Genomic DNA, 12,307 nt, shown 5'->3' on the forward strand with positions numbered 1-12,307 from the left:
GGCGCGCAGCGCGGGACACGCCGTGCCGGTCACCCGCAGGAGACCGGGCAGCCGGCAGACCCCGGGGCACCCTGAGGATCAGGGCAGCAGCGCCGAGGTGAGCGGGTGCACCGTCTCCTCGATCTCGTCGGCCACCCGGCTGAAGCACTGGTCACCCCGGCCCCACGGATCGTCCAGGTCGTCGGAGTGCAGCGGGGTCGCCCCCTGCCGGGCCGCGTCGACCGCCGCCACCAGGGCCACCCCCCGGTCGTACACGGCGTCCGGGGTGGCCTGGGCCGGCGGCAGGGCGGCGGCGTCCACCGCAACGAGCAGCCGACCGAACTCACCCAGCACGAAGGTGCGCCCGGCCGCGTCCGGGCGCAACGCCACCACGTACTCCTGCTGGTCGGCGGTGGCGGTGAGGACGAGGTCGGCGGCGTCGATCAGGTCGGAACGGAGCTTGCGCGCGGCGAACCCGTCCACGTCGCCGCCGCGGCCCAGCACCTGCCGGGCCGCGGGCGGGTTCATCTCCTCCCCCGCGTGCCAGCCGCCGGTGCCGGCGCTGTGGGTGTGCAGCAGCGCGTCCGAGCCGGCCGGGTCGACGCCGAGCCGCCCCAGCCGCTCGCGGACGGCGAGCACCAACAGCCGCTCGGCCATCGGGGACCGGCAGATGTTGCCCATGCAGACGTGCAGGACGGTGAACGGCGGCACTCAGGCTCCCCGCTCGTCGAGGATGTCCGGCGCCACCTCACGCAGCTGGTCCAGGTCGATCGCGCCGACCCGGAGCAACCGGGGCACCTCAGCGGTCAGGTCGACGATGGTGCTCGGCACCGGATCGGGGCACGCCCCGGCCTCCAGATAGACCCGCACCGAGTAGCTGAGCTGGTCGCGGGCCTGCTCGGCGGTCAGCGCCGCCGGCTGGCCCACCTTGTTGGCCGAGGCCACCGCCATCGGGCCGGTCTCCCGCAGCACCTCCAGCGCCACCGGGTGCAGCGGCATCCGCACCGCGACCGTCCCGCTGGCGTCGCCCAGGTCCCAGGCGAGGCTGGGCGAGTGCTCCACCACGATGGTCAACGCCCCCGGCCAGAACGCCTCCACCAGGTCACGGGCCGCCTTGGGCAGCGAGAAGACCAGGCCGTCGAGGGTGTGCCGGGAACCGATCAACACCGGCGGCGCCTGCTGGCTGCCACCTCGGGCATCGGAGAGGGCCTTCACCGCGTACGGGGTGAACGCGTCCGCGCCGATCCCGTAGACCGTGTCGGTGGGCAGAACGACCAGCTCGCCGTTCTTGACCGCCTCGATCGCCGCAGCGACACCGCGGTCCCGGTCGGCGGGCGACCGACAGTCGTAGAGCATCACGAGGAGCCAGTCTGCCACGCCGACGCCCGGACGGCGTGCGGGCCGTCCGACCGGCGGGACGCGGTGGCGAATCGGGGCCGGCCGGCCAGGTCCCGGTGGGCCCGCACCGCCGCGTACCGACCGTCGGCGGCGAGCAACGCCGGCACCGCCGCGCCGTGCGTGTCGTCGTGCTCGACGCCCAGCTCACCGTCGGGTCGCAGCAGCGCGGCCGCCCGGCGCAGGACTGGCCGCAGCACCGCCAGACCGTCCGTCCCGGCGAAGACCGCCTCGTCCGGGTCGTACCCGGCGACCTCCGGCGGGACCGCCACCGCACGCGGCACGTACGGCGGGTTGCACAGCAGCACGTCCACCGCGCCGACCAGGTCGGCGAGCAACCCCGGGTCGGTGACGTCGGCGACCACCACCTCGACCGGCCGGTCCCCGGCGGCGGCCCGCTCGGCGGCGTTGCGCCGCAGCCAGGTCAACGCGGCCGGGGACCGCTCCACCGCCACCACCCGGGCCGCCGGCACCTCCTGCGCCACCGCCAGCGCGATCGCCCCCGAGCCGCTGCACAGGTCGACCACCACCGGGGCGTCCCGGGTCAACGCCCGCGCGATCCCCCAGCCGGCCAGCAGCTCCGTCTCCGGGCGGGGCACGAAGACCCCCGGCCCGACCACCAACTCCAGGTGCCGGAAGCCGGCCCGGCCGGTCAGATGCTGCAACGGCTCGCGGTCGGCCCGGCGGGCCACCAGCGCGTCGAACCGGGTCCGCTGGGCGCGGGTGAAGCCGTCGGCCAGGGCGAGCCGGCCCCGGGGCACCTCCAGCACATACGCGGCGAGCTGCTCCGCCTCGGACCGGGCCGACGCCACCCCGGCGGCGGCGAGGGTACGGGCGGCGCGGGCCACCACGGGAGAAGGCCGCTCGCGTTCTGTCCCTTCGGACGGGTGGCACGGGAGTGAGGTCACGCCATAATCATGAGGCGTCGCCGGCCGCGCCACGAGTGGGTGCGTCCGGGCGCACACCGACGGGAGGTTCGCCAGGTGGGGTGGCTCGACCGGGTCGATGACCAGGTTGACGCCCTGACGCATGCCCGCGACCTCCAGGAGGCCAGCCGCTCGGCCGAGGCGGTCGGGGTCCTCGACCGGGTGCTGCGCACCACCGCCGACCCGTACACGAAGGCCGACGCGCTGGTGCAGCGGCTCTGCGCGCTGATCAACCTCGGTCGGACGGCCGAGTTCACCCGGGCCATCGAGGAGGCCTCCGGGGCCGTCCGGGACCTCCCCGAGCCCTACCTGCACGGGCACCTCAACGCGCTGGCCGCGCTCGCCGCGCACCACCAGGGCGCGCTGGACCGCTGCGTCATGCACCTGGTCCGGGCCTCGCGGGCGCTCAAGGCGGCGGAGGACCGGGACCGGGACACCGCCTGGGGCTGGCACGACCTGGCGATGGCCTACTCCTACCTCAGCTTCCACGGGCATGCGCTGGGCGCGATCGAGCGAGCCCGCCAGCACGGCGCCGCCGCCGGCATCCCCGAGGAGACCTTCGCCGCCCCGGGCATCCGGCTGCGCAACGCCGTCGCCCTGGACCACAACGGCGACAGCGACGGCTGCCTGCGGGTGCTCCGCGACATCGCCGCCGACCTGGCCCGTTTCGTCGCCGACGGCCGGGCCGAGCGGCTACGGCCGAGCAGCCTCGCCGCCTACGGCTACGCGGCGGCCCGCCGGACGGCGCTCGGCGATCCGCCGGACGGCCCGGAGCCGGCCCGGCTGCTCGACCACAGCGGGGACAGCGCCCGGGCCCGGGACATGCGGCAACTCGGCCACGTCTGCCTGGCGGTCGCCGACGGACGCCCGATCGAGGCGATCACCCGACTGGACTCGGCCCGGGTGTCGGCCGAGACGCTCGGCGCGGCGGAGCCGTCCCGGCTGCGCAGCATCGCCTTCTCCCGGGCCGGCGACCACGCCGCCGCCCACCGCGCCGACCGGATGGCGTTCCGGCTGGCCGGGCAGCGCAACGACCGGCTGCGGGACGTCTACATCGACGGCATCGCGGCCCGCATCGACCACGAGGAGATGCGCCGGGAGGCGGCCCGCTACGAGGGCGAGGCGCTGACCGACCCGCTGACCGGGCTGCCCAACCGGCGTCAGTTGGAGCGGCACATCGCCTCGGTGGTGTCCCAGGGCGAGCGGGTGGTGATCGGCGTCTGCGACCTGGACGGCTTCAAGGCGGTCAACACCCACCACGGCCACCACTCCGGCGACCTGGTGCTGCAACGCATCGCCGGGGTGATCAACCGGGTGATGCGACGGGGCGACTTCGTGGCCCGCTACGGCGGCGACGAGTTCGTGGTGGTGCTCTCCGGGGCCGGCATGGCCGAAGCCGCCGAGGTGGCCCGCCGGATCGACGCGGCCGTGCGCACCGAGGACTGGGAGTCGCTGGTGCCCGGCACGCCGGTCGGGGTGAGCATCGGTTTCGCCGAGGTCAGCGGCACCGGCACGGCGCTGCGCGACGCCCTCGGCACCGCGTTCGAGCTTGCCGACCGGGAGATGCTGCGGGCCAAGAACCGCACCCGCGCCTCCTGACCGCACCCGGGTCGGCGACCCGGGATCGACGGGGGCCGGGGCGGTCCCGGTGTCACCGGTGCTGACGCCGCACGGTCAGCGGCGGGTCAGCTCGGTGTCGCCGGCCAGCCGGGCGGTCCGGTCGGCCCCGGCGAGGGCGTCGAGGACGCCGTCCAACTCCCCGGCGAGCGCCAGATCGAGGTTGTACGCCGTGTAGCCGATCCGGTGGTCGGTGATCCGGTTCTGCGGGTAGTTGTAGGTGCGGATCCGCTCCGAACGGTCCACGGTACGCACCTGCGCCCGGCGGGCGTCCGAGGCGGCGGCGTCGGCCTGCTCCTGGGCCACCGCCAGCAACCGGGCCCGCAGGATGCGCATCGCCTGCTCCCGGTTCTGCAACTGGGACTTCTCGTTCTGGCAGGAGACCACCACACCGGTCGGCAGGTGGGTGATCCGTACCGCCGAGTCGGTGGTGTTCACCGACTGGCCGCCCGGCCCGGACGAGCGGAACACGTCGATCCGCAGCTCGTTCGGGTCGACGGTGACGTCGACGTCCTCGGCCTCGGGCAGCACCAGCACCCCGGCCGCGCTGGTGTGGATGCGGCCCTGCGACTCGGTGACCGGGACCCGCTGGACCCGGTGCACGCCACCCTCCCACTTCAGCCGGGACCAGACGCCGTTGCCGCCGTCCGGGACCCCCTTGGTCTTGATCGCCAACGAGACGTCCTTGACCCCGCCGAGGTCGGAGTCCTGCGCGTCGATCACCTCGGTCAGCCAACCGTGCCGCTCGGCGTACCGGGTGTACATCCGCAGCAGGTCCCCGGCGAAGAGCGCGGACTCCTCGCCACCCTCGCCGGCCTTGATCTCGATGATCACGTCCTTGGCGTCGTGCGGGTCCCGCGGGATCAGCAGCTCCGCCAGCCGCTCCTCCAGCGCCGGCAGGGTCGCCGCGATCGAGTCCGCCTCCTCGGCGAACGCCGGGTCCTCGGCCGCCAACTCCCGGGCCGCGACCAGGTCGGCGCGGGCCTGCTCCAGCTCGTCGGCGGCCTTGTGCAGCGGCACCAGCTCGGCGTAGCGGCGACCGACCCGGCGGGCGGTGTTCTGGTCGGCGTGGATGGCCGGGTCGGCCAGCCGCTTCTCCAGCTCGGCGTACTCGTCGAGGAGGGCGGCCAGGCGCTCGCTGCTCATGGGGGATGCTCCTTCGACGGGTCCGGTGCAGAGACGGTACGCAGAGGGGGAAAGTAGGCGTAACGGACGACGCCCGTGTCCGGCACAGGGCCGGACACGGGCGTCGTCGGTGAAGCTACTTGGCCTTCTTCGCCTGAACCTTGGCGTACTTCTGCTGGAACTTGGCGACCCGGCCGGCGGTGTCGAGGACGCGCTGCTTGCCGGTGTAGAACGGGTGGCAGGCGCTGCAGGTCTCGACCGAGATCGAACCGCCCTTGGCGGTGCTGCGGGTCGTGAAGGAGCTGCCGCAGGAGCACTTGACCTCGGTGGTCGCGTACTGCGGGTGAATGTTGGGCTTCATGTCGCCTCGGTCCTTTCGTCAGGTGGTCGCCGGGTCGCCGCTGATCCCCCGCCGCCTGGTGCGCGACGGACTCGGGCGTGAACCGGAACCGGTGGCCGATTGACCAGTGTGCCATGGGCGTGAGCCGACCCGACGGGCGGGCCGCACGATCGGTCCGGCAGTGGTAACGCCGGCCCACCGCACCGCATTCCCGCCGCTCCCGCCCACCATTCCTCCCGACGCGCCGACCGGCCGGGCGGGCTCCTCCCCCAGGTTCAGGAGCCCGCCCGGCCGGGCCGCCGGGCGGCGGACGCCTCCCCAGGTTTCTTCCGCCGCCCTCCGGTGGCCGGGTCACGGCCGGATCGACCGGTGACCCGCGCTCCCAGTCAACCCGGCGGCGCACACAATTTTCAAGAGCTGTCGAGCCCACCGAAAGAAAATTCCATCAACGGCGATTCCCAGCTACAAACTCCCGGATGTAGCCGCCGCCGACCACCACGGCACGGCGGATACGACGTTGGGCACGGCCGGAGCGGCCGTGCCCAACGTGGCGGTCTCACCCGGGAGGGGTCACTCCCCCGGTGTCGACTTCGCGATCTGCATCAGGAACTCGATGTTGGTGCGGGACTGCTTGAGCCGGTCGAGGAGCAGGTCCATCGCCGCCTGCGAATCCAGCGAGTGCAGCACCTTGCGGAGCTTGTGGATGATGGCCAGCTCCTCCGGCGCGAGCAGGACCTCTTCCTTACGCGTACCGGACGGGTTGATGTCGATGGCCGGGAAGGTGCGCTTGTCGGCGATCTTCCGGTCCAGCTTCAGCTCCGCGTTACCGGTGCCCTTGAACTCCTCGAAGATGACCGTGTCCGCCATCGACCCGGTCTCCACCAGCGCCGTGGCGATGATGGTCAGCGAGCCACCGTTCTCGATGTTGCGCGCCGCACCCAGGAAACGCTTCGGCGGGTAGAGCGCGGTGGAGTCGATACCGCCCGACATGATCCGGCCGGAGGCCGGCGCCGCCAGGTTGTACGACCGGCCGAGCCGGGTCACCGAGTCGAGCAGCACGACCACGTCGTGCCCCAGCTCGACCAGGCGCTTGGCCCGCTCGATCGCCAACTCCGCCACCGTGGTGTGGTCCTGCGGCGGACGGTCGAACGTGGCCGCGATGACCTCGCCCTTGATCGACCGCTGCATGTCGGTGACCTCTTCGGGCCGCTCGTCGACCAGCACCACCATCAGGTGGCACTCCGGGTTGTTGTGGGTGATCGCGTTGGCGATCGCCTGCAGCACCATGGTCTTACCCGCCTTGGGCGGCGACTGGATGAGTGCCCGCTGGCCCTTGCCGATCGGCATGACCAGGTCGATGACCCGGGTGGTCAGGATGTGCGGTTCGGTCTCCAGCCGCAGTCGCTCCTGCGGGTAGAGCGGGGTCAGCTTGTAGAACTCGGGACGACGTCGGGCCTCGTCCGGCTCCATGCCGTTGATGGTGTCCAACCGGACCAGCGGGTTGTACTTGTCCCGCCGCTGGTCGCCGGTGCCGCTGCTGTCCCGGGCGGCCCGGACGGCGCCGGTGATCGCGTCACCCCGGCGCAGACCGTGCTTCTTGATCTGCGACATCGAGACGTACACGTCGTTCGGGCCGGCCAGGTAGCCGGTGGTCCGCACGAAGGCGTAATTGTCGAGCACGTCGATGATGCCGGCCACCGGGACCAGCACGTCGTCCTCGCCGACCTGCGGTTCGCGACCGCCGTTGCCACTGCCACCGCTGTCGTTGCTGCCCTCGACCCGGTCACCCCGGCCACGCCGACGGTCCCGGAACCGGCTGCGCCGGCCCCGCCGGCCGCCAGCCTCGTCGTCGTCCGAGTCATCGCGGTTGTCGCGGTTGTCGCGCTGACCACGCTCGCCGGAGCGGTCACCCCGGTCGCTACGGTCGGCCCGCTCGCCCCGGTCATTGCGGTCACCCCGCTCCGCCCGGTCGTTGCCGCTGCGCTCGGCCCGGTCACCGCCCGTCCGCTCGGCCCGGTCGTTGCCGGCCCGCTCGCCACGGTCGTTGCCGGCACGGCCGGCCCGGTCGTTGTCGGTCCGGTCGTTGCCGGCCCGGTCAGCGCGCTCGGCCCGGTCGTTGCCGGCCCGGTCAGCGCCGGCCCGGTCGTTACCGGCCCGCTCGGCACGGTCGTTGCCGCCCCGCTCGGCACGGTCGGTGCCGGCCCGCTCGGCCCGGTCCCGACCGCCGCGTCCCTCGGCCCGCTCGGGACGGTCGCCGGCCTCGACCGACGCCTCCTCGGTACGGGTCTCGACGATCGGCGGCTCGGTGGCCGGCCGCTCGGTGGCCGGCCGCGCTTCGGCGGTGCTGGCCCGAGTGCGCCGGGTCCGGGTCCGGCCCTCGGTCTCACCGGTGGCGGCAGGGGTCGCCGACGCCGGCTCGGTGGTCCGCTCCGGGGTCACCTCGGCGTGCACCTCCTCCCGGACGGGGGCAGCCGCAGCAGCCACCTCGGCCCGCGGTCGAGGGGTGCCGGTGGCGACGCCGCCCTGCTGCCGCTCGGAGATCGCGCTGATCAGCTCGCCCTTACGCATGCGGGCGGTCCCGGAGATGCCGAGCGACGCGGCCAGGCTCTGCAGCTCCGGCAGCAGCATCGCCGACAGACCGGTACCGCTGCGCCGACGGCGGGCGGGGGCGGCGGTGGTGGCATCGCCAGCGACGTTGGAAACATCCGACGTCACGTCGGTGGTGTCGCTCAATGGATTCCTTCCCTCGATAGGCCGGGACTGCCCGGGATCGACAAGCAAGGTGGCCGGGCGGCCTCGGTGCACCCGCCTCGCATGACGCGTCGCGGGAGTCTGTGGCACAGCAGCCGGGCGGTTTCCCAACTCACCAACGTCGGTGAGCAGGTCTCGCCGTCTGCGGCGACCTGCGGAAACTGCGGTGCGGCGTGAGCCTTTGGCAGGGGTGACGGGCTGACCGCCGAGAGCTTCGGGGTGCGCCGACCCGCAGAGAGATCGCGTGCTTTCGCGGCTGTGCTGAGTCTAGAGCGTAATCAACTCTTCCGACCTGCGGCAACAGGGTCCCGCTCGGCGTGTCCCAGTCTACCCCGTGCGACCGTCGCTCCGCGCACCTCTACCGGCAACCGCCAGACTTCCCATTCTGTTCCCGGGGTGAACCCCTCGGGTAGCTCGGTGAACGCCAGCACGGTCGGGCCCGCCCCACTGACCACGGCCGCCACACCCGCCGCACGCAACGCGCTGACCAGGGCAGCCGTCTGCGGCATTCCCGGCGCGCGGTAATCCTGGTGCAACCGGTCGACGGTGGCCGGCAGCAGCAACGCCGGCTCGGCGGTCAACGCGTGCACCAGCAACGCCGACCGGCCCGCGTTCAGCGCCGCGTCCCCGTGCGGCACGGTCGACGGCAGGGCCGCCCGCGCGGTGGCCGTCAGTCCCCGCTCCCCCGGCACGAAGACCGTGGGGCGCACCCCGGCCGCCACCGGCAACGAGACCGCCCGGCCGCCGCCCGGCTCGGTCCAGGCGATGGTGAACCCGCCGCGCAGGCAGGGTGCGACATTGTCCGGATGACCCTCGATCTCGGCGGCCAGCCGCAGCACCGCGTCGTCGTCGAGCCGCTGCGCGCCGCCGGTGACCAGGCCCCGGGCCAGCAGCACCCCGGCCACGATCGCCGCCGAGGAGGACCCCAGGCCGCGCGCCTGCGGGATCCGGTTGACGCACTCCAGCGCCAGCCCCGGCGGCTGCCCACCGAGCAGGTCGAAGGCGGCCCGCATGGCGACCACCACCAGGTGCCGGTCGTCCTGCGGCAGCTCACCGGCCCCCTCACCGGTCACCACCACCCGGACGTCGGCCGAGGTCACCTCGGCGGCCACGTCGTCGTGCAGGGCGAGGGCGAGCCCGAGGGCGTCGAACCCGGGGCCCAGGTTGGCACTGGTCGCGGGCACCCGCACCCGCACCGGCCCGGAGGCGAAAGTCGTCGGCACCGGCTCATGCTAGGGCCCGGGGCTGACCTGGCACCCGCTCGCCCGGCCGGTGGGACTGGATCACCTCGGTTAGCCTGACGCCCATCTATCAGCCGCTCAGGAGGCGACGTGGGAATGTTCGGTTACCGGGTCACGCAGTTGGTGGGACACCTGCCCGTACTGCTCACGCTGCTCACCGTCCTGGTGCTCGCCGCCACCGCCCGCCGCCGGCTGCCCGGCCGGGCCCGGTCGTTGCTGCTCGCCGGGGCCGCTGTCCTGCTGCTGGTGGAGCTGTTCAGCACCGCCTGGCTGGCGGCCCTGCCCGAGCTGATCCGGTCCCGTGCCCTCTCCGGCGGGATGCGGCAGTTCGAGCTGATGAACCTCGCCGCCAGCGCGGTCGGCTGGATCGGCTACCCGATCGGGCTGGGCCTCATCGTCGCCGCCGTGTTCACCGGCCGTGCCGCGACCCCCGCGCCGGGCCAGCCGTGGGGCGCCTGGACGCCTCCGACCGGCGCCGCGTCCACCGGGCTCGCCACCGGTGGCCTCCCACCGGGATTCGCCGCCGGCCACCCGGGCGTCGGCCCGGTGACGCCGCACCAGGCCGCCGGGCCGTGGGGCGGGAGCGACCGGCCGCCGGCCGCCCCGCCGCAGGCCGACCCCACCAACTGAGCCGCCCCGCCGCGGTGGGACCACGCCGACCGGGCCAGGTGCGACGGTCAGCGGGCGGGCAGCGGGTCCGTGCCGGTGGCCGGGTCGGTGAGCGAGAGCCGGCGGGTGGCGATCCGCCAGCCCACCGCGTAGACGACGGTGACCAGGCCGCAGCCGGCCAGCACCACCCGCTCGTCCACCAGGTCGACCACGCCGGCCACCACCAGCTGACTGACCGAGATCGCCAGGGTCGCCAGCATCATGTCGGTGGCGAAGACCCGGCCCCGCAGCCGGTCGGGCACCTCGCCCTGCAGCGCGAAGTTCGACAGCACCCAGTTGCTGCCGCCGCCGAAGTGGGCCACGAAGACCAGCAGCAGCACCAGCGGGAACCAGCTCGCCACCGCCGCGCCCAGGTAGGCCAGCCCGTACAGCGACATCGACAGGGCCAGGCCGGGCAGCAGCCAGGCCCGGTTGGTCAGCACCCGGCTCATCAGGATCGGCCCGACCAGCGCCCCCGCCCCCCGCGCCGCGAAGAGCAGACCGGTGCCCACCGGCCCGACCCCGTACACGGCGGCCAGCAGGGGGAACACGGTCAGCACGCCGTTGCCCAGGCCCACCGCCGACTTGACGGTGACCAGCGCCAGCACCCGGGGCCGGTGCCGGATGTGCCCCAGCGCCTCACGGATCGCCGGCCAGGTGCGCGGCGTCGGCCGGCCGACCTCCCGGGCCGCCTGCAACGGCCGGCGGATCAGCGCCGCCAGGCCCGCCGCCAGCACCAGGCCGACCGCCCCCACCCAGAAGCAGGCGTACGGCCCCACCACCGCGCTCAACACGCCGCCGAGGGACGCGCCGACCACCGTCATCGTCCCCCAGGCGGACCCGGCGATGGCGTTGCCGGCGGCCAGGTCGGCCGGGTCGACCACGTTGGGCAGGGCGGCCTGCGCGGCCGGCGAGTAGAACGCCTTGCCGACCGCCACCGCCGCGATCGCCACCATGGCCAGCCAGGCCGTACCGGCGTCGCGCACACCGAGCAGCAGCAGCACGCCGAGCAGGGTCACGCCGTTCGCGGCCATCATGACCTTCCGGCGGTCGAACCGGTCGGCGATGGTCCCGGTGTACGGCAGCAGCAGCGCCAACACGCCGGTGTCCAGGGCCAGCACCAGTGCGCCCCACACGCCGCTGCCGGTCAACTGCGGCAGCAGCACCAGCAGCGGCACCATGACGAACCAGTCGGCGCCGAAGACCACCAACTCGGCCAGGAAGAGGTTGCGGAAGTCCCGGTTGCGGACGAGAACGGAGAGCGGAGAGGACACGTGCCCGGACCCTACCCGCCGACGCGCGGTCCGCTCGTCCGGCTCAGCAACTGGGAGACCGTGACGAAGGTGTAGCCGCGGGCCCGCAGGCCGGTGATCATCGCGTCCAGGCCCCGCACCGCCACCTGCCGGTTCTCCGAACCCGCGTCGTGGGCGAGCAGGATGGTGCCCGGCACGACGTCGGCCACGATCCGTCGGGCGTGTCCGGCCGGGTCGTCCGGGAACTCGCCCTCCACCATCTGCAACGACCAGAGCACGACGCGGTAGTCGAGGCGTACGGCAGCGTGCAGCACCCCGCCGCCCAGGTGCCCGTACGGCGGCCGGACCAGCCGGGGCGGCACCCCGGTGACCTCGGTGATGGCCTCGTGCGACCGGCGCAGGTCGTCGTGCACCTCGGTGGCGGCCAGCCTCGCCAGGTCCCGGTGCCGCCAACTGTGGTTGCCCACCTCGTGTCGGGTCAGCCGCCCCCGGATCAGCCCGGCGTGCCGGCGGACCCGCGCGCCGACCAGGAAGAAGGTCGCCGGCACCGCGTGCCGGTCCAGGATGTCCAGCACGGTCGGCGTCCACTGCGGCAGCGGGCCGTCGTCGAAGGTCAGCGCGAACAGCCGTTCGGTGGTCGGGACGTGCCACACCACCTGGAGTCCACCCGCACCGACGTCCTGTCGCCGATTGCCGACGGTGGCGCTGGCCGGGCCGCCGGAGAGCGGCAGGTGCCGGTCGGCGAGCCCCGCCCCCTGCGACATGCCGACGGCGCCCAGCGTGATGCCCCCGGCCAGCAGCGCCCCGCCGCCCAGCACCCGCCGTCGGCCCCACCGCCCGCCGTCCGGGTCGGTCGTCTCTGCCTCACCCCGCGCCATCACCCAGGGTGGATGGACGATGACCGACGGTAGATGACCACAGGGTGACCGTACCCCCCGGTCGACGCGATGTCCCGGGCCCGGCACGACGCGCCCCCGGCAGGTGGTCCCGGCCGGGGGGGCGTCGGACGGCGACGACCGCGCCGGGCCTGGC

Annotated in this window: 11 protein-coding genes; 2 read left to right on the top strand and 9 right to left on the bottom strand. The window is 74.0% G+C overall.

Going from position 1 to position 12,307, the window contains the following annotated elements:
• Positions 1 to 78: 78 nt before the first annotated feature.
• The 3 genes from ACQP1S_RS26060 to prmC are packed head-to-tail and all read right to left on the bottom strand — an operon-like array spanning position 79 to position 2,282.
• On the bottom strand, positions 79 to 690 hold the full coding sequence (locus ACQP1S_RS26060) for a phosphotyrosine protein phosphatase (protein ID WP_432900197.1): 612 nt from the start codon (positions 688 to 690) through the stop codon (positions 79 to 81).
• Positions 691 to 1,335, bottom strand: coding sequence for an L-threonylcarbamoyladenylate synthase (locus ACQP1S_RS26065; protein ID WP_091254410.1), 645 nt, complete (start codon positions 1,333 to 1,335; stop codon positions 691 to 693).
• Positions 1,335 to 2,282, bottom strand: coding sequence for a peptide chain release factor N(5)-glutamine methyltransferase (gene prmC / locus ACQP1S_RS26070; RefSeq protein ID WP_432900199.1), 948 nt, complete (start codon positions 2,280 to 2,282; stop codon positions 1,335 to 1,337). The genes ACQP1S_RS26065 and prmC overlap by 1 nt, the downstream gene beginning before the upstream one ends.
• A gap of 75 nt (positions 2,283 to 2,357) precedes the next feature.
• On the opposite strand from prmC, the gene ACQP1S_RS26075 reads away from it, so the two are divergent.
• Positions 2,358 to 3,899, top strand: a complete 1,542-nt coding sequence (locus tag ACQP1S_RS26075) for a GGDEF domain-containing protein (RefSeq protein WP_432900201.1) — start codon at positions 2,358 to 2,360, stop codon at positions 3,897 to 3,899.
• Between the two features lie 75 nt (positions 3,900 to 3,974).
• Here the strand turns inward: ACQP1S_RS26075 and prfA are convergent, their stop codons facing one another.
• The 4 genes from prfA to thrB form a co-directional block, all read right to left on the bottom strand.
• Positions 3,975 to 5,063, bottom strand: coding sequence for a peptide chain release factor 1 (prfA, locus tag ACQP1S_RS26080; RefSeq protein ID WP_432900203.1), 1,089 nt, complete (start codon positions 5,061 to 5,063; stop codon positions 3,975 to 3,977).
• Positions 5,064 to 5,178: 115 nt separating this feature from the next.
• The gene (gene rpmE / locus ACQP1S_RS26085; protein ID WP_432900205.1) at positions 5,179 to 5,403 is read right to left on the bottom strand and encodes a 50S ribosomal protein L31; all 225 of its coding nucleotides are present in this window, start codon (positions 5,401 to 5,403) and stop codon (positions 5,179 to 5,181) included.
• 549 nt (positions 5,404 to 5,952) lie between these two features.
• Positions 5,953 to 8,115, bottom strand: coding sequence for a transcription termination factor Rho (gene rho / locus ACQP1S_RS26090; RefSeq protein WP_432900207.1), 2,163 nt, complete (start codon positions 8,113 to 8,115; stop codon positions 5,953 to 5,955).
• Between the two features lie 296 nt (positions 8,116 to 8,411).
• A complete protein-coding gene (thrB, locus tag ACQP1S_RS26095; protein WP_432900209.1) occupies positions 8,412 to 9,356 on the bottom strand; it encodes a homoserine kinase in 945 nt (314 codons plus the stop codon).
• 108 nt (positions 9,357 to 9,464) lie between these two features.
• On the opposite strand from thrB, the gene ACQP1S_RS26100 reads away from it, so the two are divergent.
• Entirely contained in the window at positions 9,465 to 10,004 is a 540-nt protein-coding gene (locus ACQP1S_RS26100) for a hypothetical protein (protein WP_432900211.1), read from the top strand.
• Positions 10,005 to 10,051: 47 nt separating this feature from the next.
• Here ACQP1S_RS26100 and ACQP1S_RS26105 read toward each other — a convergent pair whose 3' ends face one another.
• Positions 10,052 to 11,296, bottom strand: a complete 1,245-nt coding sequence (locus tag ACQP1S_RS26105; RefSeq protein WP_091254319.1) for an MFS transporter — start codon at positions 11,294 to 11,296, stop codon at positions 10,052 to 10,054.
• 11 nt (positions 11,297 to 11,307) lie between these two features.
• Complete coding sequence (locus ACQP1S_RS26110) at positions 11,308 to 12,153, bottom strand: polysaccharide deacetylase family protein (protein WP_432900213.1); 846 nt, start codon at positions 12,151 to 12,153, stop codon at positions 11,308 to 11,310.
• Positions 12,154 to 12,307: the final 154 nt, after the last annotated feature.

The sequence above is a fragment of the Micromonospora matsumotoense genome (assembly GCF_050951065.1).
GTDB lineage: Bacteria > Actinomycetota > Actinomycetes > Mycobacteriales > Micromonosporaceae > Micromonospora > Micromonospora matsumotoensis.

Coding starts and splice junctions, on each gene's coding strand:
- ACQP1S_RS26065 (WP_091254410.1), bottom strand. CDS start 1,335: ATGCTCTACGACTGTCGGTCGCCCGCCGACCGGGACCGCGGTGTCGCT.
- rpmE (WP_432900205.1), bottom strand. CDS start 5,403: ATGAAGCCCAACATTCACCCGCAGTACGCGACCACCGAGGTCAAGTGC.
- ACQP1S_RS26110 (WP_432900213.1), bottom strand. CDS start 12,153: ATGGCGCGGGGTGAGGCAGAGACGACCGACCCGGACGGCGGGCGGTGG.
- prfA (WP_432900203.1), bottom strand. CDS start 5,063: ATGAGCAGCGAGCGCCTGGCCGCCCTCCTCGACGAGTACGCCGAGCTG.